The organism is Neptuniibacter halophilus, from assembly GCF_030295765.1.
GTDB classification, from domain to species: Bacteria; Pseudomonadota; Gammaproteobacteria; order Pseudomonadales; family Balneatricaceae; genus Neptuniibacter; species Neptuniibacter halophilus.
Map to the genome: position 1 here is coordinate 3,132,913 of NZ_AP027292.1, position 20,023 is coordinate 3,152,935.

The 20,023-nt window shown below is 52.3% G+C and carries 17 protein-coding genes; 11 read left to right on the forward strand and 6 right to left on the reverse strand.

From position 1 onward, the window contains the following. Positions 1 to 18 precede the first annotated feature (18 nt). The 3 genes from QUD59_RS14620 to QUD59_RS14630 all read right to left on the reverse strand — a co-directional run bounded on the left by QUD59_RS14620 (position 19) and on the right by QUD59_RS14630 (position 2,164). Complete coding sequence (locus QUD59_RS14620) at positions 19 to 618, reverse strand: hypothetical protein (protein ID WP_286237874.1); 600 nt, start codon at positions 616 to 618, stop codon at positions 19 to 21. 363 nt (positions 619 to 981) lie between these two features. Next, positions 982 to 1,641: a cytochrome b/b6 domain-containing protein gene (locus QUD59_RS14625; RefSeq protein WP_286237875.1), complete on the reverse strand. Its 660-nt coding sequence runs from the start codon at positions 1,639 to 1,641 to the stop codon at positions 982 to 984. 64 nt (positions 1,642 to 1,705) lie between these two features. Next, positions 1,706 to 2,164 carry a c-type cytochrome gene (locus QUD59_RS14630; protein ID WP_286237876.1) on the reverse strand — a complete coding sequence of 153 codons (459 nt, stop codon included), beginning with the start codon at positions 2,162 to 2,164 and terminating at the stop codon, positions 1,706 to 1,708. Between the two features lie 277 nt (positions 2,165 to 2,441). On the opposite strand from QUD59_RS14630, the gene fghA reads away from it, so the two are divergent. Continuing rightward, a complete protein-coding gene (gene fghA / locus QUD59_RS14635; RefSeq protein WP_286237877.1) occupies positions 2,442 to 3,272 on the forward strand; it encodes an S-formylglutathione hydrolase in 831 nt (276 codons plus the stop codon). Between the two features lie 342 nt (positions 3,273 to 3,614). Here the strand turns inward: fghA and QUD59_RS14640 are convergent, their stop codons facing one another. Further along, positions 3,615 to 4,115 (reverse strand): lactoylglutathione lyase family protein, encoded by a 501-nt coding sequence (locus tag QUD59_RS14640; RefSeq protein WP_286237878.1) that lies wholly within the window; start codon positions 4,113 to 4,115, stop codon positions 3,615 to 3,617. Positions 4,116 to 4,210: 95 nt separating this feature from the next. On the opposite strand from QUD59_RS14640, the gene QUD59_RS14645 reads away from it, so the two are divergent. Further along, positions 4,211 to 5,080 carry a LysR family transcriptional regulator gene (locus QUD59_RS14645; RefSeq protein ID WP_286237879.1) on the forward strand — a complete coding sequence of 290 codons (870 nt, stop codon included), beginning with the start codon at positions 4,211 to 4,213 and terminating at the stop codon, positions 5,078 to 5,080. Between the two features lie 242 nt (positions 5,081 to 5,322). On the opposite strand, the gene QUD59_RS14650 is transcribed toward QUD59_RS14645, so the two are convergent. Next, positions 5,323 to 6,210, reverse strand: a complete 888-nt coding sequence (locus tag QUD59_RS14650) for a DMT family transporter (protein ID WP_286237881.1) — start codon at positions 6,208 to 6,210, stop codon at positions 5,323 to 5,325. Between the two features lie 473 nt (positions 6,211 to 6,683). Here QUD59_RS14650 and glyA point away from each other — a divergent pair, with 473 nt between their 5' ends. The 6 genes from glyA (at position 6,684) to purU (ending at position 14,211) form a co-directional block, all read left to right on the forward strand. Then, entirely contained in the window at positions 6,684 to 7,946 is a 1,263-nt protein-coding gene (gene glyA, locus QUD59_RS14655; RefSeq protein ID WP_286237882.1) for a serine hydroxymethyltransferase, read from the forward strand. Positions 7,947 to 8,018: 72 nt separating this feature from the next. Continuing rightward, entirely contained in the window at positions 8,019 to 9,272 is a 1,254-nt protein-coding gene (locus tag QUD59_RS14660; protein WP_286237884.1) for a sarcosine oxidase subunit beta family protein, read from the forward strand. A 14-nt stretch (positions 9,273 to 9,286) separates the two neighbouring features. Beyond that, the gene (locus QUD59_RS14665) at positions 9,287 to 9,583 is read left to right on the forward strand and encodes a sarcosine oxidase subunit delta (RefSeq protein WP_286237885.1); all 297 of its coding nucleotides are present in this window, start codon (positions 9,287 to 9,289) and stop codon (positions 9,581 to 9,583) included. 12 nt (positions 9,584 to 9,595) lie between these two features. Continuing rightward, on the forward strand, positions 9,596 to 12,613 hold the full coding sequence (locus QUD59_RS14670; protein ID WP_286237886.1) for a sarcosine oxidase subunit alpha: 3,018 nt from the start codon (positions 9,596 to 9,598) through the stop codon (positions 12,611 to 12,613). Further along, on the forward strand, positions 12,606 to 13,277 hold the full coding sequence (locus QUD59_RS14675; RefSeq protein ID WP_286237887.1) for a sarcosine oxidase subunit gamma: 672 nt from the start codon (positions 12,606 to 12,608) through the stop codon (positions 13,275 to 13,277). The genes QUD59_RS14670 and QUD59_RS14675 overlap by 8 nt, the downstream gene beginning before the upstream one ends. Before the next feature lie 67 nt (positions 13,278 to 13,344). Further along, positions 13,345 to 14,211 carry a formyltetrahydrofolate deformylase gene (gene purU / locus QUD59_RS14680; RefSeq protein ID WP_286237888.1) on the forward strand — a complete coding sequence of 289 codons (867 nt, stop codon included), beginning with the start codon at positions 13,345 to 13,347 and terminating at the stop codon, positions 14,209 to 14,211. A gap of 115 nt (positions 14,212 to 14,326) precedes the next feature. Here purU and QUD59_RS14685 read toward each other — a convergent pair whose 3' ends face one another. Then, positions 14,327 to 16,969, reverse strand: a complete 2,643-nt coding sequence (locus tag QUD59_RS14685; protein WP_286237889.1) for a bifunctional diguanylate cyclase/phosphodiesterase — start codon at positions 16,967 to 16,969, stop codon at positions 14,327 to 14,329. A gap of 622 nt (positions 16,970 to 17,591) precedes the next feature. Here QUD59_RS14685 and QUD59_RS14690 point away from each other — a divergent pair. From QUD59_RS14690 to QUD59_RS14700, 3 genes are all read left to right on the forward strand, one after another. Beyond that, positions 17,592 to 18,044, forward strand: a complete 453-nt coding sequence (locus tag QUD59_RS14690; RefSeq protein WP_286241039.1) for a transposase — start codon at positions 17,592 to 17,594, stop codon at positions 18,042 to 18,044. A gap of 262 nt (positions 18,045 to 18,306) precedes the next feature. Beyond that, positions 18,307 to 19,086, forward strand: coding sequence for an FRG domain-containing protein (locus tag QUD59_RS14695; protein WP_286237890.1), 780 nt, complete (start codon positions 18,307 to 18,309; stop codon positions 19,084 to 19,086). Positions 19,087 to 19,671: 585 nt separating this feature from the next. Beyond that, complete coding sequence (locus QUD59_RS14700; protein ID WP_286237891.1) at positions 19,672 to 20,004, forward strand: hypothetical protein; 333 nt, start codon at positions 19,672 to 19,674, stop codon at positions 20,002 to 20,004. The last annotated feature ends 19 nt before the right edge of the window (positions 20,005 to 20,023 follow it).

Here is a 20,023-nt window from a genome sequence, read left to right on the forward strand (position 1 = left end):
TGCTGTGCATCGGGCCGCTCAGGAAGCCTGCCCGATGCTGGCCAGAAAGCGGTCGCACCACGTCTGTATATTCTGCTTGCAGAAGGGGATAAAACTGTCCGGGTTGACCTGATGCAGCGCCTCTACCTGCTGAACAAGTCTGTCGATATGGCGCAGACAGCGATGCTGTAGCGCCAGTTCTTCCGGGCTGGCCGGGCTGAAATGGTTTTGCCGGTACGCCCAGTCATCATATGTGGCATCCCAGGCCTCAAAGACCAGATTGTACTGAGGGTCTGTGGTTTCGTCGTAGTCATCCCACGCCTCATCGCTGGCGTTGTGATCCGGGCGCAGGCTGTTAAATGCTGCGGCCCGGATCTTGCCCTCCGGGCTGAACTCCAGAACGATTAATCCCGGTGGCCAGAGTACGCACTGGTAGAGCTTGTCTTCACAAAGCACATAGCTCCAGCGTGCATGGGTTTCCTTGAAGATAGAAAAACTCTGGATGTAGCGTTGATCACTGACAGGGGTTAAGCAGGGTAAAACCTGCGTGTGAAAGTATTCGCATTCAGACTTCTCAAGCGGGGCGCTGTGGTAGAGCCTGCCCTGAGCTTCAAGTTCCTTGGAGATTATATATTTCATCCTGCGATCCTCCGGGTAATAGGGCATGGGCTGGATAAGCCGGTCTGATGGTTACGACACAGGATGTGAACACGCGAAGTGGATTCACCGCATCAGAATCAGGTTAAGAAGAGCCCTGATTAAGCTCTGTAACAACAATTTATTGTAGTCTCTAGGGTATTAGTAACGCATTGTTAGTTAAGGATAAAGCCCTGAAACGCATAATTTAGACTTATGTCGTGCACTAAATTTGAACAATTGTTCTCTGGTAGGTGCTACAGCCCATGCAGGCGCTTCGGCGGGTACTCTGATGAGCGAAGGTAAGCATGTGAGGGGGCTGTTTAAACACAGCCCCCACCCTGAGATCAGGGAGGCGGGCCAGAATCAGATGGGCAGCGTAAACAGATAATAACTGAGGGCGCTGCCGCTGCCTGCCGCCAGTGACAGCTTGATCCAGCTAATGCCTTCATGCGGTTGGGCGCTTTCGGCGTGGGACTTTTTACCGTGAAGCATTGCCGGTGCCAGCGATTCCTTAAAGCGAACCTTGTGGTAGATAATCGCGAAAATATGCAGTCCGACCAGCAGTTGCAGAATCAGTTGCAGTTCGTGATGTATATAGCCGGCCAGTCCGGCGGTTTCCTCATCGACCAGATTGTACAGCGGGCCGTACCAGATAATATCGTCGGTGGACATCATGCCGGTAACGGACTGAACCGCCAGTAATAGCAGCAGGGCAAACACCATCAGCCCGCCGATCGGATTGTGTCCGGCATAAGCCCGGTGTTCTGAACTGAACAGGCTTTTCAGATAGCTGAGGGTCTCTCCCGGATGGAAGACAAAGGAGCTGAAGCGGGCGTAGCGGGTACCCAGCAGGCCCCAGAGCACCCGGAACAGCAGAAGCCCTGAAAGCAGGTAGCCAGCATAAAAATGCCACTCCACCATATCATCACTGTTACCGCTGACGATCATAAAGACAAACAGCGAGGCGAGTGACCAGTGAAACAGACGGGTGGGCAGATCCCAGATTTTAATCATTGAAGACATAAATTGTGCTGCCTGTGGAATAGAGGCCTCAGCATGACGCCTGAGGCCGGATAGTCATGACAACTTACTTGGCGCGGTAATCATCGTGGCAGGATTTGCAGGATTTACCGACCGGGCCAAAGCTCTTCTTCAGCGCATCGGCACCCTGACCTGCATTCGCAGCCAGTTGCTCGGCGGCGGTATTCAGTGCTTTGAACTTCTCCTGTACGTCGGCGCCGTTCTGCCAGATTTCAGGTTTGGCTTTAGTTTCTGCCTGTTCCAGATCGGACCCGGCTGGCCACATCAGGGTGTTGTTAAGCTGGCTCAGCAGATAGATATCCTTAGCAGCGGCGTCGGCGATGGCCGGGTCATAATCCCGTTTTCCTTTCACCATCGAGCCGAGCAGGCCCATGTTGTGCTTCAGAACCTGAAAATAGGACTGGCGGGCTTCAATCTGGTCTTCAAAGGGTGTTTCGGCCACGGCAGGCAGCGCGATGGTTGCGGTGAACAGAGTACATAGTGCGGCTTTTGTCAGGTGCTTCATTGCGAAAATCTCCTTGTTTTCTTGTTCCGAAGATCATGCCATTAATTTATTTAACTCACTACATCTCCTCAGCCCGGAGATTGTAAAGAAAGGTAAATAGCGCCTGAGAAGGCGGTGTAATGGTTTCCTTTTCTCCCGCGCAGATTATCGATCATATGTCGCTTTCGGATAAACGTTGATCAATTTTGCGAGTTAGTCTTGCTCTGAATCTGAAGTGCCCGATGAAGTGTCCGGCACTGAATGCAAAGATCAGATCCGTCGCAGAGGTCAATTTTAGATGCAACAGCTAAGCAGTGTTCGTAGTTTTGGTGGATGGCAGCAGCAGTATCAGCATGCGTCTGAAGTGCTGGGATGTGATATGCAGTTTTCGGTTTATCTGCCGCCTCAGTATGAAGAGTGTCAGGCGGTGCCGGTTTTGTACTGGCTCTCCGGCCTGACCTGCACCGATCAGAACTTTGTGCAGAAAGCCGGTGCCCAGCGGGTTGCCGCTGAACTGGGTATCGCCATTGTTGTTCCGGATACCAGCCCGCGCGGTGAAGCGGTTGCAGACGATGAGTCTTATGATCTGGGGCAGGGGGCAGGCTTCTACCTGAACGCCACTCAGGAGCCCTGGGCGAAAAACTACCGGATGTACGATTACATTGTTAATGAGCTGACGACGATTGTTCAGCAGCATTTTCAGGTGACCGGAAAAGCAGCGATCAGCGGCCACTCCATGGGTGGGCACGGCGCATTGACCATCGCACTGAAAAATCCGGACAAGTTCGTATCGGTTTCCGCATTCAGCCCGATCTGCAATCCGACCCGGGTGCCCTGGGGGCAGAAAGCCTTTGCTGCTTATCTGGGTAATGACCCGGCGACCTGGGAAGAATATGACACCTGCAAACTGATTCAGTACGCGAAGGAAGTGCCGCCGGTACTGATCGATCAGGGTTCACTGGATGAGTATCTGACCACCCAGCTACGCCCGGATGAACTGGTACGTACCGTGGCTTCCAGCGATATCGTGTTTGAGATGCGGATGCAGCCCGGTTATGACCACAGCTACTTTTTTATCGCATCCTTCATAGAACAGCATCTCCGCTTCCATAGCCGGTACCTGTTCTGAAGGCTCAGGTACGGATGCCCGGCTGCTGTCCCGGATAGTCGCAGCCCGATTCCGTGCCCCCACCTCACCCCAGGAAACCCCTGGCATGCCTCGCTCTAGCTCGTTACTACGGGTCTTTTTTACCACCCTCCGGGGTGGTTTTTTTTGTCTGAAAATCAGCGGGGGGCAGGGTGCAATAGCAAGCCTATTGCACCGGCATTGTTCATGTCTTCAATCGTATGCGTGCCACCCGAATCGACGAACTGCCGTGTCAGGCTGCGCTAACCCGGCCGCATGCTTAATTCAAAGGGCGTTCAATCCGTAGGATGCAATAGCAGAGCGTATTGCACCGCCAGATCTGGCTTAATAGGCGCCGGCACTGTAGATCAGCTCATAGCTGTGGCTGTAGATCTCCAGAATGTTTCCAAACGGATCTTCCATGTAGATCATACGGTAAGGCTTTTCACCCGGATAATAGTATCGGGGTTTCTCCATGCGTCGTTTGCCTCCCGCTGCAACGATACGATCTGCCAGTTCTTCCACATTGGGATCCTGTACGCAGAAATGAAAGATCCCGGTTTTCCAGTATTCAAAGTTGTCTTCCGGATTGGTCTGGTTATCGAACTGAAAGAGTTCCACACCTATTCTGTCCCCGGTGGACAGGTGTGCAATTCTGAAACGTTTCCAGCCGGCACCGAAAACATCGGTACACATCTCGCCGATGGCGCTGTCATCTTCAGTAATCTCTGTGGGGCTCATAATGAGATACCAGCCCAGCACTTCAGTATAAAACTTAACGGCTTTCTCAAGATCCGGTACAGAGATACCGATGTGTGAAAAACTTCTTGGGTAGGTGTTGCTCATGTTTATCTCCTCCTCTTATCGGGTTGAGCACAGGTTACAAACATCCATTCATTAGATAAAATTATCATTTATTATTTTTATGATAATTAAGCGTGATGATTAATGTTAATTGCCTGCGCAGCTTCTGCACATTGGTGGAAGTAGGCCACTTTACCCGCACCGCCGAACGTCTTCATATGACTCAGTCCGGCGTCAGTCAGCATGTGCGTAAACTGGAGGAGCAGTTGGGCACTGAACTGCTGTTAAGAGAGGGTAAGCAATTCTCTTTGACAGGGGCGGGGCAAAAGCTCTACAGGGAATCCAGGGAGATTCTGCAGGCGTTATCCAATCTGGAGCAAAAGGTGCGTGAAGATGCACCCTATGAAGGGGTTGTGCGACTGATGTCGCCGGGCAGTGTCGGGCTTAAACTGTATCCGCATCTCCTTGCATTACAGAGCAGGCATCCGGGTCTTGCTATCGATTATCGGTTTGCTCCCAATTCGGATGTTGAGCGAGCGATTGTAGAATCGGCGATTGATATTGGCTTCATGACATCCAAGTCGATGCAGGCCGGGGTCTGCAGCAGAGTCATAGCGCATGAGCCTCTGTTGCTGGTAACGCCAGATACTGTAGAGCATCCGGATTGGGCGCGTCTGCTGGAAATGGGGTTTATCGGTCACCCGGATGGTGAGCATCATGCTGGTCTGTTACTGGCGGCCAATTATCCGGAGTTTCAGCACGTTCAGCAGTTTCCTTTCAGGGGCTTCTCAAATCAGGTTGGACTGATTCTGAAGCCGGTCAGTCTGGGGTTGGGCTTTACGGTATTACCGGCCCACGCGGTTGAAGCCTTTGACTGCCCTGATCAGATACGGGTTCATCAGCTCCCCGAGCCGGTCAGCGAAACGCTCTATCTCTGCAGTCGCTACAACCGGGTGCTGGAGAAACGAATGGACACGGTTATCGAAGCAGCGTTGCGCTGGCTCTGAATGACGTGCGCCGGCCCGGTGAGCTACCGGGTTAGTGCGTTTAATTCAAAGAGGCGCTCAATCCGTAGGGTGCAATAGCAGAGCGTATTGCACCGCATTGTTAATGTTTTAAATCGTATGCATGCCACCGGAACCGACGAACTACCGGGTCAGGCTGCGCTAACCCGGCCTGCGCGTTTAATTCAAATAGGCGCTCAATCCGTAGGGTGCAATAGCGAAGCGTATTGCACCTGTCTGGTCCTCTAATTTCTGGCCTTGGTCTGACTGCGTAGCAGAATCAGGGTTGCCATCACCACCAGGCAACCACCGAACAGCACATTATTGCTCAGCGGTTCGCCGATCAGAGTAACCGCAATGATGATCGCCACCACCGGCTCCAGCGTGGAGATAATCGATGCATTGGCGGCGCCGGTTTTGGGTGAGCCGACGATGAAGGTGGCAATGGGCAGAATCGTGCCGAACAGGGCCAGACCGATAATGGCGTTCCAGCCTACCTGTGTGGCGGGCCAGCTCACCTCCTGAAGAGTGCTGGCCACGGCAAAGGTCAGCATGCACCCCAGCAGTACCAGACAAGCAGACTGAAGCGGGTAGCCGGGACCTGCCTTATGCGAACCGTAAATAATCGCGCTGCCGTAGCTGAATGCGGCAAACAGCGCCCAGAGAATCCCTTTCATATCGCCCTGCAGATCCATACCGGCGGTGACCGCCACGCCGCTGAGTGCCAATGCAATACAAAGGATGTTGCTGCGGGTCAGCGGCTCTTTGAGTACCACGACAGAAAACAGCACCACAAATGCCGGAAACGAGAACATCAGAATCACCGCCAGGCTGAATGAGGTGCTGTAGCTGGCGTTGTAGTAACCCATCGCCGCACCGGAGTAGCCGAGGCCAACCAACAGATATTGCAGGCAATGTTTCAGCGGCGGCATGGGCAGGCGACGCAGGCTGATCCAGCCCAGCATCAGGGCGCTGGCAATGGTGAAACGCAGAAACAGTAAACCGATCGGGTCGGCCTGATCGGCATAGGCAACCTGAGTAAAGAAAGGCTGCAGACCGTATCCGACAGCGGAGCAGAGCACAAACAGAAAGCCGGTCAGTTTCTCCCGGGGTGGAATTACCTGTGTTGCCATAGCGGCGATCTCACGCAAATGAATTTGCCGCACATTAGCAAGGACAAAATATAACCAGCAATCAGAGAATGCTGCGCTGTCGCAGGCAGAATAATGGATGCCGTTTCTATATAAGTGGATTCAGGCTGGAGGCTGGCTGATTGCCTGTAACTTATTGTTATTTTTGGGTTTAGTCTGATTTTTTTGCGTTATTAAAGCGGTCTTTCAGGCCCTTTTCAGGGTATCTGAATGGCCTGTCGTAAATTGACATTAGCAAGACGTATACGAGCATAGTGCCGCATCAGAGACTGGTTACTATGGCTGATATGGGAGTTGTTTAGCAAAACCTTAGGGTAATGAAGTCAGGGCTCTGTGTCGCAGATGCACCAAACGGCGTTTACCTCCCGGACCGTTGCTCACTGCTTTAAGCAGGATCAACAGGAAACAATAACTACAACCCGATTAGATCTCGCCTGTTGGGTGAGGAGGTTTAAATGTTTACGAAGAATGATCAGATTCAGGGCTACGATGACGCACTTTGGGCGGCTATCGGTAAAGAAGAAGTGCGTCAGGAAGAGCATATTGAGCTTATTGCCTCTGAAAACTACACCAGCCCGCGTGTCATGCAGGCGCAGGGTTCGGCGCTGACCAACAAGTACGCAGAGGGTTATCCGGAGAAGCGTTATTACGGTGGTTGCGAGTACGTCGACGTTGTAGAGCAGTTGGCGATTGATCGTGCAAAAGAGCTGTTTGGTGCTGAGTACGCCAACGTACAGCCACACTCCGGTTCTCAGGCTAACGCAGCGGTTTACATGTCTCTGTGTGAGCCGGGCGATACGGTGCTGGGTATGAGTCTGGCCCACGGTGGTCACCTGACTCACGGTTCCCACGTTAACTTCTCCGGCAAGATTTACAACGCGGTTCAGTACGGTCTGAACGAAACAACCGGTGAGATTGATTACGATCAGGTTGAAGCGCTGGCGCTGGAACACAAACCAAAAATGATCGTTGCTGGCTTCTCTGCTTACTCCCGTGTGGTTGACTGGCAGCGGTTCCGCGATATCGCCGACAAAGTAGGCGCTTACCTGTTTGTTGATATGGCTCACGTGGCAGGTCTGGTAGCGGCGGGTCTTTACCCGAACCCGGTTCCGGTTGCTGATGTTGTTACCACCACCACCCATAAAACCCTGCGTGGTCCACGTGGTGGTCTGATTCTTTCCCGCGACAATGAGCTGGAGAAGAAACTGAATTCTGCCGTATTCCCGGGCGGTCAGGGCGGTCCTCTGATGCACGTGATTGCAGCGAAAGCGGTAGCGTTTAAAGAAGCGCTGGATCCTGAATTTAAACAGTACCAGGCGCAGGTTGTTAAAAACGCCAATGCGATGGCTGAAGTGCTGGTGGAGCGCGGTTTTGAAATCGTTTCCGGCGGTACCGATAACCACCTGTTCCTGCTGAGCCTGATCAAGCAGGGTCTGACCGGTAAAGATGCGGATGCGGCACTGGGTCGCGCCAACATCACTGTGAACAAGAACGCGGTACCGGGCGATCCGCAGTCTCCGTTTGTGACCTCTGGTCTGCGTATCGGTTCTCCGGTTGTAACCACTCGTGGCTTTAAAGAAGCGCAGTGTCAGACACTGGCGGGCTGGATCGCTGACATTCTGGATGTGCTGAATCAGCCAGAAGCGCTGGAAGCCAGGATCGCTGAAGTCAAAGAGCAGGTGAAGGCGCTGTGTGCTGATTACCCAGTATACCGCTAAGCCAGTTATCAGAAATTAGAGAACAATAGGGCGGCTGGTGAGGCCGGTCGCCCCAGAACGGGAGCTGATATTATGCAGCACTATTCAGGTTTCGGACTGTTCAAGCACAGTCTGAGTCATCATGAAAACTGGCAGCGCGCCTGGCGTAACCCAACGCCAAAGAAAAAGTATGACGTCATTATTGTCGGTGGCGGTGGCCACGGTCTGGCGACAGCATACTATCTGGCGAAGCAGTTTGGTGTGACCAACGTAGCGGTAATCGAGAAGGGTTATCTGGGCGGTGGTAACACAGCACGTAACACCACTATCGTACGTTCTAACTACCTCTGGGATGAAGCAGCTCACCTGTATGAGCACGCGATGAAGTTGTGGGAAGGCCTGTCTCAGGACCTGAACTACAACGTCATGTTCTCCCAGCGCGGAGTGCTCAACCTGGGCCACACCCTGCAGGATATGCGTGATATCGAGCGTCGTGTAAACGCTAACCGTCTGAACGGTATCGACGGCGAAGTGCTGGATGCCAAACAGGTTCAGGAACTGGTGCCACACATGGATTGTTCTGCGAATACCCGTTACCCGGTCATGGGTGCATCCTGGCAGCCACGTGCGGGTGTTGCCCGTCACGATGCGGTAGCCTGGGGCTTTGCCCGTGGTGCGGATGCGCATGGTGTTGACCTGATTCAGCAGACCGAAGTGACTGACCTGATCATTGAAGATGGCACCATTACCGGCGTTAAAACCAACCGTTACGGCGAGATCAAAGCGGATCGCGTAGGTTGTGTTGTGGCCGGTAACTCCAGTGTGCTGGCGAATATGGCTGGTTTTGAACTGCCGCTGGAATCTCACCCGCTGCAGGCGCTGGTATCTGAGCCAATCAAACCGATTCTGGACACCGTTGTGATGTCCAACCACGTACACGGCTACGTCAGTCAGTCCGATAAGGGCGATCTGGTTATCGGTGCCGGTATCGATGGCTACAACGGTTACGGCCAGCGCGGTTCCTACCCGACGATTGAGCACACCGTGCAGGCGATTGTAGAGCTGTTCCCGATCTTCAGTCGTGTGCGCATGAACCGTCAGTGGGGCGGTATTGTAGATACCTGCCCGGATGCCTGTCCGATTATCAGTGACACCCCGGTTAAGAACCTGTTCTTCAACTGTGGTTGGGGTACCGGTGGCTTTAAAGCGACGCCGGGTTCCGGCAACGTTTTCGCCGCATCTCTGGCGAAAGGTGAAATGCATGAGCTGGCTAAGCCATTCTCCATGTTCCGATTCCACAATGGCGCGCTGATCGATGAGCACGGCGCTGCTGGTGTAGCACACTAAGGGGAGGTTATCCGATGTTTCATATCTACTGCCCGCATTGTGGCGAATACCGTGAAGAAGAAGAGTTCCACGCGGCTGGTCAGGCGCACATTGCGCGTCCACTGGACCCGGAAGCCTGCTCCGACAAAGAGTGGGGCGAATACATGTTCTTTCGTAAAAACCCGCGTGGTATCCACCATGAGCTTTGGGTACACGCTGCCGGTTGTCGCAAGTTTTTCAATATGACCCGCGACACCCAGACTTACGAAATCAAAGAAGTTTACAAGATTGGGGAACAGCCAACCGTGGTTGCCCAGTCTGCTGCTAAGTAAAGGAGCGGCGAGATGACACAGCAAAACCGCCTCCAGAACGGAGGTCGAATTGACCGTTCCAAGCCACTGAAATTCAGCTACAACGGCAAAAATTACAGCGGCTTTCAGGGTGATACGCTGGCCTCAGCGATGCTGGCAAACGGCATCGATATTGTAGGTCGTAGTTTTAAATACAGCCGTCCACGCGGCATCGTTGCGGCGGGTGCAGAAGAACCGAATGCGGTACTGCAGCTCGGTGCGACTGAAGCGACTCAGGTACCGAACGTCCGTGCGACCCAGCAGGAGCTGTTCGACGGTCTGGTATCGCAGTCCACTAACGGCTGGCCGAGCGTTGAAACTGACGTGATGAGCATGGTCGGTAAAGTGGGTGGCAGCATGATGCCACCGGGCTTCTACTACAAAACCTTTATGTTTCCGCAGTCTTTGTGGGATACCTACGAGTCGATGATTCGTAAGGCCGCGGGCCTTGGTCGTTCGCCTCTGGAAAATGATCCGGATACCTACGACAAGGTAAACCAGCACTGTGACGTACTGGTAGTCGGTGCAGGCCCTGCGGGTCTGGCAGCAGCGCTGACCGTAGCGCGCAGCGGTGCCCGTGTGATTATTGCCGATGAGCAGAGCGAATTCGGCGGTAGCCTGCTGAGCAGCAAAGAAACCCTGGATGGCAAGCCTGCCTCCGATTGGGTTAACTCGGTAGTTGAAGAGCTGAGCAGTTACAACGATGTTCAGATGCTGCCGCGTTCTACCGTAAATGGTTACCACGACCACAACTTTGTGACGATCCATCAGCGTTGCACCGATCACTTTGCGGATCGCGCACCGGACGGCCAGGTGCGTCAGCGCCTGCACCGGGTACGTGCCAAGTGGGTTGTGCTGGCGACCGGCGCGCATGAGCGTCCACTGGTTTACGCCAACAACGACGTACCGGGCTGCATGGTCTCTAACGCGGTTTCTACCTACATCAACCGTTACGGTGTGGTGCCGGGTAATGAACTGGTGGTGATGACTACCAACGATTATGGCTATCAGGCCGCACTGGACTGGCACGATGCGGGTCGTAAAGTGGTGGCGGTTGTTGATACCCGTACCAACCCAACCGGTGACCGGGTGGCGGCAGCGCGTCAGCGAGGCCTGAATCTGGTAACAGGTGCGGCGGTAATCGAGGTTAAGGGCAGCAAGCGTGTTAACTCCGTTATGATCGCTCCGATCAGCCCTGAAGGCGATCGTGTTACAGGCTCTGTGGTTAAACTGAATGCCGATACTGTAGCTTCCTCCGGTGGCTGGAGCCCGGTCATTCACCTGTCATGCCACACCGGCAGTCGTCCGGTATGGAATGAAGATGTCGTGGGTTTCCTGCCGGGACCTACCGTGCAGAAACAACTGACTGCAGGTGGCATTAACGGTAGCTATACCACCAGTAAAGCCCTGTTTGAAGGTATGAACGCAGGTCTGCAGGCGATCAATGAGCTGGGCCTCAGCGCATCTGAAGTGTCTCTGCCGGCAGCGGAAGCGGTGAAAGAGGGTGCACCAATGACCCTGTTCCACATTCCGCACCTGAAACCGACTTCACAGGCGCCTAAGCAGTTTGTGGATTATCAGACAGACGTAACCGCAGCGGGCATTGAAGTGGCGTGCCGCGAAGGTTATGAGTCGATTGAGCACGTTAAGCGTTACACCGCGATGGGCTTCGGTACCGATCAGGGTAAGCTGGGTAACATCAATGGTATGGCGATTGCTGCGGCGGCGCTGAACAAGTCGATTCCGGAAACCGGTACCACAATCTTCCGCCCGAACTACACGCCGATTACGTTCGGTGCGATTGCCGGTCGTGACTGTGGTGAGCTGTTCGATCCTAAGCGTTACACCGCGATGCACAAGTGGCATGTGGAGCAGGGTGCCAAGTTTGAGGATGTAGGCCAGTGGAAACGTCCATGGTACTACCCGAAAGCAGGCGAGAGCATGCAGGACGCGCTGAACCGTGAGTGTCTGGCGACCCGTGAGTCCGTTGGCATTCTGGATGCATCCACACTGGGTAAAATCGATATTCAGGGCCGTGATGCACGTGAATTCCTGGGCCGTGTTTACACCAACGCATGGGCTAAACTGGCGGTGGGCAAATGCCGCTACGGTCTGATGTGTGGTGAAGATGGTATGGTCTTCGACGACGGCGTGACCTCATGCCTCGGCGAGAACCACTTCCTGATGACAACCACATCGGGCGGTGCTGCCCGTGTACTGGAATGGCTGGAGCTTTATCACCAGACTGAATGGCCGGAAATGGAGGTGTACTTCAACACCGTGACCGATCACTGGTCTACGCTGACCATCTCTGGTCCGAATAGCCGCAAACTGCTGTCTGAACTGACTGACTGTGATCTGGCGAATGAAAACTTTGCCTTCATGGACTGGAAACAGACCAGGGTTGCAGGGGTTCCGGCGCGTGTATTCCGGATCTCCTTTACCGGTGAGCTGTCTTACGAGATCAACGTTCAGGCTAACTACGGTCTGCATGTATGGGAAAAACTGTTCGAACACGGTGAGAAATACAACCTGACCCCATACGGTACCGAAACGATGCACATTCTGCGTGCTGAGAAAGGTTTCATCATCGCCGGTCAGGACACCGATGGTTCGGTTCACCCTTACGATCTGGGCATGGGCTGGTGTGTATCCAACCAGAAACCGTTCAGCTTTATCGGTAAGCGCGGTATGTCCCGTGAGGACTGTGTACGTGAAGACCGTAAGCAACTGGTCGGCCTGAAAACCACCGATCCTAAAGTGGTGATCCCGGAAGGTGCACAGGGTGTATTTGATCCGAAAGCACCGATCCCGATGCCGATGGTAGGGCATGTCACTTCCAGCTACTGGAGTGCCAACCTGGGCCACAGCGTGGCGATGGGATTTGTTAAAGGCGGCCTCAACCGCATGGGTGAAAAAGTTTACTACCCACTGGCGAATGGCACTGTAATTGAGGCTGAAATTTGCAGCCCGATCTTCCTGGATCCAAAAGGGGAGCGTCAAAATGTCTGATATGAATGTACTGACACCAGAACAGATTGCAGCCACGAAAGCGGCGATCATGAATCAGGTCCCCGGAGCTGAGATTCAGGGGCAGTCTCCGCTGCACCACGCTGATCTGGAAGGCTTGGCTAAGCTGGGCCCGACTCAGGGCGGCGTGACCCTGCGTGAACAGAAGCTGCTGGGTCATCTGACCCTGCGCTGCAACCCACAAAACCCAGAGCAGGTTGCTGCTGTTGAGAAGGTGCTGGGCGTGGCGCTGCCACTGCAGCCACTGACATCGGCAGAAAATGGCGACTATGCTATTCGTTGGATGTCACCGGATGAGTGGCTGATCACGGTACCGGGTCTGGAGACCTTTGATATCGAGACTCAGTTCCGCGACGTGATGACCGGCCACTACTCGCTGGTTAATGGCAGCGGCGGTTCCACCGTACTTGAGCTGTCCGGCCCGAACGTGGTGGATCTGCTGAAGAAATGTGTCCCGGTGGATCTGCACGCGTCTGAGTTCCCGGTAGGCAAAGTGGTTTCCACGGTGTTTGCCAAGAGCACAGCGACCGTTCGACGCAAGTCTGAACAGCAGTTTGAGCTGGTGATTCGTCGCAGCTTTGCTGACTACATCTGGCTCTGGATTCAGGATGCCAGCCGTGAATACGGCCTGGTGGTAGAAGCCTGATACCCGGATAACGCGCACGTGTCTGGCCCGGCAACGGGCCAGCACACAGAATAATAATGAGGTTGCTATGAACAGCCAAAGCAAACCCTGGATCTTTACCGCCAGTTGTCCGAGCCGGCTGGGTACCGTTGATGTGGTAACCCGGTTTATGGCCGAAAGCGGTAACTATGTTGATGAGATCCACTCATTCGACGACCGCGAAGCGGGACGTTTCTTTATCCGCATTGAATTTCAGCCGAAGGAAGAATCCTTCAGTGCCGAGTCTTTTGCGGCGGATTTTACACCACGGGCAAAACCGTTTGAGATGGAGTGGGAGCTGACCCCTCCGCAATACCGCCCGCGGGTCGCGATTCTGGTGTCGAAGTATGATCACTGTCTGAATGATCTGCTTTATCGCCATCGTACCGGCCAGCTTAATATCGAAGTGCCGGTGATTATCTCCAACCACCCGGATCTGGAACATCTGGCCGAGTGGCACGATATTCCGTATTACCACCTGCCGATCAGCGCTGAAACTAAGCCTTATCAGGAAGCGGAGATCGTTAAACTGCTGGAGCAGTACGATATCGATCTGGTCGTGCTGGCGCGTTACATGCAGGTGCTCTCGCCCTGGTTGTGTGAGCGGCTGGATGGCAAGGCGATCAACATTCACCACTCGCTGCTGCCGGGCTTTAAAGGCGCACGACCTTACCATCAGGCCTGGGAGAAGGGCGTGAAAATGGTGGGTGCAACGGCCCATTATGTGAACAACGATCTGGATGAAGGCCCGATCATTGCTCAGGGCCTGCAGCAGGTAGATCATGCCCATTACCCGGAAGATCTGATCTCCAAAGGGCAGGATGTTGAGCGTATTACGCTGTTTAACGCGGTGCGTTACCACGTTGAAAAGCGCGTGTTTCTCAATGGAAGCCGCACGGTTGTTTTCAGCAACTAAACCGGTTTTCTGAGTCCCTGTTTGAACCCGACCGGGCGTTTGCCGCAACTCCCAGAATAGCGGTTATTACCCGATCCGCCCGGTCTGGTTCATCCTTTCTGGTACTGCCCGAATCTCATAGGGCAGCGCTGAGGTCAGCGTGTTCCGCTTCAGCCATGAGCGCTGTTTGGGCTTGTGAATTTTCCAGCTCCGCTTCAAAGCACGCTCTCGCGAGTGGTTTACTGAGCAGGTACCCCTGATAAAAGTCGCAGCGCTGCTGACTCAGGTAATGCAGTTGCCCGCTGGTTTCTACACCCTCTGCGATCACTTTGAGGGACAGCCCGTGCGCCATCAGGATACAGGCTTTGACCAGTTGCTGATGGCTGTCATCCTGCTCCATATCCATAACAAAGCTGCGATCGATTTTCAGGTAATCAAACGGATAGCGCTTAAGGTAGGACAGCGACGAATAACCGGTGCCAAAATCATCAATTGCCAGATGCACGCCTGATGCTTTGATCTGGCTGAGTATCTGGCCCGCGAACAGATCATCTTCAATCAGCATCCCTTCGGTAATCTCGAGACAGAGCCGGTTGGGGGGAAAGCCGCTCTCTTTAAGAATCTGTTTCAGGGCATCGATAAACTGTTTCTGCTGTAGTTGTCTGGGTGAGATATTGACCGCCAGACGGAAGTCAGTGTGGCCCTGTGCGGCCCAGATTGCACCCTGATGGCAGGCTTCACGCAGAATCCAGTTGCCAATCTCCACAATCAGCCCTGAGCTTTCGGCAATCGGAATAAACTGATCGGGCCCAACCATGCCCAGTTCTTTGCTGTGCCAGCGAACCAGCACTTCGGCGGCGCACAGCCGGGGTTGCTGATGCAGGTAACTGTATACGGGCTGGTAGTGCAGGCTGAGCTCATCTTCTTCCAATGCATGACGTAACTGCTGTTCAAGATTGAGCCGATACTTTGCCTGCGCGCTCATCTCGTTATTGTAAAAAGCATAGAAACCCTGTCCGCCCATCTCCCGGCAGCGGTACATCGCCAGTTCCGCATTTTGTAACAACGCCTTAGGGGTGGAGCCGTGCTCAGGATAGGTGGCGATGCCAAAGGTCGCCGACAGGCTGATATTGCGGTCATCGATCAGGCAATCTTCATTAAGAATGCGTATGAGCTGCTCGATGCGGGTGAGTGCGGGATTATGCTGGTCGACGTGTTGGAGTATCACCACAAACTCGTCGCCACCAAAGCGGATCAGGCTGTCTTTGTCAGAAAGCGCAGCGCGGAATTTCTGGGTGATAACGGTAAGCAGGCGATCCCCGAAATCATGTCCCCAACTGTCGTTGAAGCGTTTGAAATTATCCAGATCGATGTAGAGTATGCTGAGCTGATGGTGATCCTCACGGGCGATATGGATCGCCTGAGAGAGCCGGTCGGTCACCTGTTTCTGGCTCTGGGTCAGGTCACGTATACAACAGACCCGGATCCCTTTACCCCGTAACAGGCTGTCACGGGCGCAGATCTGCATCGGGAATATTTCACCATCCCGGCGCCGGCCTTCAATATCGTATGGCCGTTCATAACCGCTCTGCATATTGTGTACCGCTGTAGCGACGCTCTCGGGCGCCATCAGTTGCCAGATATCGGTATCGATCAACTCCTCACGGGAGAGGCCGAAGATCTGCTCCGCCGCATGGTTACTGTCGATTATCGTGCCCTGATGGTGGATCAGAATACCTTCGCTGGTCAGCTCTGTGAGCTGGCGCAGACGGATCTCACTGTTCTTCAGCTCCTCCTCAGCCGTAACCCGGCGTTTCAGATCACCCATGCCGACCCGGAAGAGCAGTAACGAAGTGATGCAGGCGACCAGAAACAGCAGGCTGACCACTGCGATAATGGAACCGGAAAAGGGGCTGGCCTGGTGCGGGTCCTGCAGGTGCATCACCTGCCAGCCGGGCAGGTTTTGCAGCGGTGCGGCACCGATATAGTAGGCCTGTTCTTTGTTGTTCAGCAGATAGTGGCGGTCGGGGTTGAAGCGGAATCCCAGATCGGCGATGTGCAGTCCGGCATATTGCAGGTTGGTTTTCTTTTCTGCCTGTTCCTGTGCAGACAGGGGCCAGAGGCTGCTGAGTACCCACTCGGACCGGTTAGCGGCAAAAATCACACCCTCCGGGTCCAGCAGAAGGGAAGCACCGGAGAGCCCTGCCAGTGATCGCTCAAAGTTCTCCATCGGGACTTTAACGACCGCCACCCCCAGTGTCTGATTATTCTGATCGGTGATGCGATGACCAAAATAGATACCCCGCTGGCGGGTGGTAATACCGAAGGCGGCGTACACGGTTTCCTCTGCTTTCAGTGAGTGGCTGAAATAAGGCCGAAAGGCATAGTTCTTACCCTCAAGGCTCTGTTCAGGGCTGGCACGGTTCTCGACAATCACCTCGCCAAGAGGCGACATCAGGTAACAGAGGCTTGCCATATTATTGATGCAGAATTTGTTCAGCAGGGCTTTGGCCTGCGCATAATGGTGCTGACTTGTTCGGTTCTCGGGGGCCATCACCGAGAGTGTGGCCGACATCGCGGCCATGGTTGAGGTGACCTTGCGGTAGTTGTTAAGTGCGGTTTCCAGCTCAACTGCCAGCAGCTTGGCGGTGGTGTTGATGTTGTTCTCCTCCCGCGCCAGCACGGTCATCTGTGATTGATGATAGGAGAACAGCACGCTGAGCCCGGCCACAAGGCAGCAGAACAGGGTCAGTGTCAGAAGAATGGTTCGGATCTGCATCAGCGTACCCTCGTATCCGGAGATGAAAGTACCGCAGAGTAGGGGGCGGCATAGCACTGCATAGTCTTGCTCTTTGTTTTTGTTATAGGAGACGGTAAAAGCAAGATGAGGGCCAGTTGTAAGACTAAAGTCGCAATCCCCTGAATCGCAACGGTATTTCCATTTATCTCTGTCGCGGGCTTTGTAAAGGACTGTTCTATTTGGGTGTAATTTCGCCGAGGCGGCTGGCTGAAATGGGTGGTTTCCGGCAACTTTTGAGGTTTTCAGGCTGGGGGTGTGACCAGAGCATCATTGCAGATCGAGAGGGTCCTACGGGCACTGAGTTTGAAGTTGTCGTTTCTTATAATGAATCGAGCAGCAGATCCGGGACGACCGCAGTGTGCCAAAAGCGGACATTCATGCATCTTGCCTGAGGCGGGGTAACGCTTTTCGTAGTCCTTCTAATATTCGGCTCCAGCCAATACGCTCTTTCCAAAGCTTGCCGTCAATCCAAACACTGTAGCAATCAATCCGCGAGGTACGATATAGTTCAAAGCGGTGGGTAACCGGAGTACCCGAATAAAAGTCTGTGATTTCGATCAACCTGCGCAGTGTAGGTAGTTCAGGCGGATTTATCAGGATGATGACCACACTTCTTAAGTCTTTTCCTTTCTTTTGCCGCCCGCGCGCTCGCCATGCGATCGAGTTGATTCTGGTACATCCGTGTTCTTTGGTTCATAAAAGTTGCCCACTCTGGGTCGCGATTGTGGGTAATGCATTTGCATTTAAGAATGGTCGACAACTTTCAGCATGGTTAGGCCTAGTACCACGACAGCACTCCAGTGGCGGTAAAACTGTGCTCAGAGAAATCAATAATCGCGGTGACGGGTACATCCGAAGGATGTTGATTCATTGTGCGCGCGCAGTGCTTAGGCATTCAACGACCAGGAAAAATGTCACAAGTAACTGGTTACATGCGTTATCACTGCGAGCAAATAAGAACGTGGTCATTGTTGCAATGGCGAATAAGTTGGCCCGAATAGCATGGGCGCTACTGAATAAAGGGCAGCGGTATATAGAACCGGCTGTAGGATAAAACGATAACAGGGCACGCTGAGGTTTGCGTGGGCAAAACTGTTTGATGACAGACAGGTAAAACCTTGACGGGGTAATGCTGCGACTAACATCGTTCGTAATAGAGGACGTTAAAATGATTAGCACCCAGTCAGCGGAATTCATCAGGGGTAGAGGTAAGCACCTCATTTAAAACCCGGATAGATGGCTGAAATGCCTTTATGTCATGAAAAATTTTGCTTGCATAAAACGGGGTGTCCATAGATGGTTTTTAGGAGATGTATATGGAAATAATTCAAATAAAAAGCTTGTCTGGGTATTTAAATGCTATTAAAAAAGTGAAGAGATATCTCCTAAATAATGGTGCAGAAATATGGTTTAGAGGGGTATCGGATAAATCCTATGAACTATTGCCTGGCGCAATATGGAGAGGTATAGAAGAAGGTAGGCATCAAGCAATTATAGAAGAGTGGGTTAATGAATATCTTTTGTACTCTTCTGAAGAGTTAAGCGATGGATTTGATGTCTATGCTCTTGCGCAACATTATGGATTGCCAACTAGATTATTAGATTGGACTACATCGCCTTTAATAGCATTGTTCTTTGCTTTGGAAAAAGATGAGGTGAATGAGAATAGGGTTATATGGGCGATTGATCCTTTCGAATTAAATAAAAAATCGGTCGAATGGGAAGGGCATATTTCTATTTCAGATCGGTATTTGCGGAAAAAATTTGATTTAGATAAGTATCTACCAGAACCATTAGGTGGCTATGAAGATAGTGAGATGTTGGAGGGCCCTATTGCAATAAGGGTTCAGCCAAGAAATAGAAGGCTTGTTTCTCAGAAAGGCTGCTTTACACTTCATGGAACATCTACTGAAAAAATAGATCATGTTTTGTCTCCAGTTAAAAAAGGTATAGTGAAATTGGAATTAAATGGTAAAAGAACGCGAGAAAAGATACTTGACGAACTATACATACTTGGTGTTTCAGAAGATACCATTTTTCAGGACTTGGATGCTTTTTCGAAAAGGTTGAAAAGGGTTTGGGGAATAAACAACTAACAAGTTTCAGTATTTGGTCGCTATGCGGATTTTACCTTTACAGGATGTTTTCATTTCGGGCGGTTTGCTAATTGTTATGTACTTAAACTCACATTGCCTTAGTCGAGGTTAATAGTGGACGAGAAATCTTCGGAATATTATCCGTCAGGGATAAGAGAAATAGTTTTTATAGTTGTTGGTATTGTAGTGACAGCTATTTCCGTTTTTTTGGATCAAGCAGGCTTCATGTCCCCTACATCTTGGTTCCAACGGTCTGGATCAATTCTAGTAGTTTTGGGGGTTATAAGTGAATCTAAGTATGTAGCCAAGATTATTACTGACGAGTTAGTTGAGCTAGAGAGCATTTCTACTCGGCAAAAGCTATCAATTCACTCTGGCTTTTTGATGGCAATACTCGGAACCATCATATGGGGTTACGGTGACCTTATCAGTCATACATAACAAGTGACTGTTGTTGTCGCTTCGTGGCGGGACTGTCTTTTAAGCGCTCCGCAGCAAAAATTTGTCCCAGTTCATGGCAGCTAAGTGTCGATCTGAGACGTTGAAATAAGAGTAAGCCCGCTGCTGCATGGAGGCTAATTGTTGATGGCAGAAACAATACTTTTTTTATTTATCGGGCTTGTGGTTTACCTCAACATTGTTGCCACTTACCACCTCAACCAAAGTGAGCTGTATAGCTTAGGTCAGAAACGAGCACAGTTTTTTCTTATTTGGTTAATACCCTTAGTTGGTGCTTCACTCGTCATAATGATGCTCATGGAGGAGATTAAAGCGAAGAGGCACCCTAAAGGTCAAACATTTATCATGCGTTTCTTAATGCTATCGTTCATATTTGCAGATGCATCAAGTAATGGCTCTAGCCCTTCTGACTCAAATAAAGTGGAAAGTACAGGAGGCGACGGAGGTGGCGGTGATTGAATGGTGTCCGCTAAGTGTC

Excerpts from the sequence above, each read along its gene's own strand:
- QUD59_RS14620 (WP_286237874.1), bottom strand. The coding sequence starts at position 618 with ATGAAATATATAATCTCCAAGGAACTTGAAGCTCAGGGCAGGCTCTAC.
- QUD59_RS14625 (WP_286237875.1), bottom strand. The coding sequence starts at position 1,641 with ATGTCTTCAATGATTAAAATCTGGGATCTGCCCACCCGTCTGTTTCAC.
- QUD59_RS14630 (WP_286237876.1), bottom strand. The coding sequence starts at position 2,164 with ATGAAGCACCTGACAAAAGCCGCACTATGTACTCTGTTCACCGCAACC.
- fghA (WP_286237877.1), top strand. The coding sequence starts at position 2,442 with ATGCAACAGCTAAGCAGTGTTCGTAGTTTTGGTGGATGGCAGCAGCAG.
- QUD59_RS14640 (WP_286237878.1), bottom strand. The coding sequence starts at position 4,115 with ATGAGCAACACCTACCCAAGAAGTTTTTCACACATCGGTATCTCTGTA.
- QUD59_RS14645 (WP_286237879.1), top strand. The coding sequence starts at position 4,211 with ATGATTAATGTTAATTGCCTGCGCAGCTTCTGCACATTGGTGGAAGTA.
- QUD59_RS14650 (WP_286237881.1), bottom strand. The coding sequence starts at position 6,210 with ATGGCAACACAGGTAATTCCACCCCGGGAGAAACTGACCGGCTTTCTG.
- glyA (WP_286237882.1), top strand. The coding sequence starts at position 6,684 with ATGTTTACGAAGAATGATCAGATTCAGGGCTACGATGACGCACTTTGG.
- QUD59_RS14660 (WP_286237884.1), top strand. The coding sequence starts at position 8,019 with ATGCAGCACTATTCAGGTTTCGGACTGTTCAAGCACAGTCTGAGTCAT.
- QUD59_RS14665 (WP_286237885.1), top strand. The coding sequence starts at position 9,287 with ATGTTTCATATCTACTGCCCGCATTGTGGCGAATACCGTGAAGAAGAA.
- QUD59_RS14670 (WP_286237886.1), top strand. The coding sequence starts at position 9,596 with ATGACACAGCAAAACCGCCTCCAGAACGGAGGTCGAATTGACCGTTCC.
- QUD59_RS14675 (WP_286237887.1), top strand. The coding sequence starts at position 12,606 with ATGTCTGATATGAATGTACTGACACCAGAACAGATTGCAGCCACGAAA.
- purU (WP_286237888.1), top strand. The coding sequence starts at position 13,345 with ATGAACAGCCAAAGCAAACCCTGGATCTTTACCGCCAGTTGTCCGAGC.
- QUD59_RS14685 (WP_286237889.1), bottom strand. The coding sequence starts at position 16,969 with ATGCAGATCCGAACCATTCTTCTGACACTGACCCTGTTCTGCTGCCTT.
- QUD59_RS14690 (WP_286241039.1), top strand. The coding sequence starts at position 17,592 with ATGACCACACTTCTTAAGTCTTTTCCTTTCTTTTGCCGCCCGCGCGCT.
- QUD59_RS14695 (WP_286237890.1), top strand. The coding sequence starts at position 18,307 with ATGGAAATAATTCAAATAAAAAGCTTGTCTGGGTATTTAAATGCTATT.
- QUD59_RS14700 (WP_286237891.1), top strand. The coding sequence starts at position 19,672 with ATGGCAGAAACAATACTTTTTTTATTTATCGGGCTTGTGGTTTACCTC.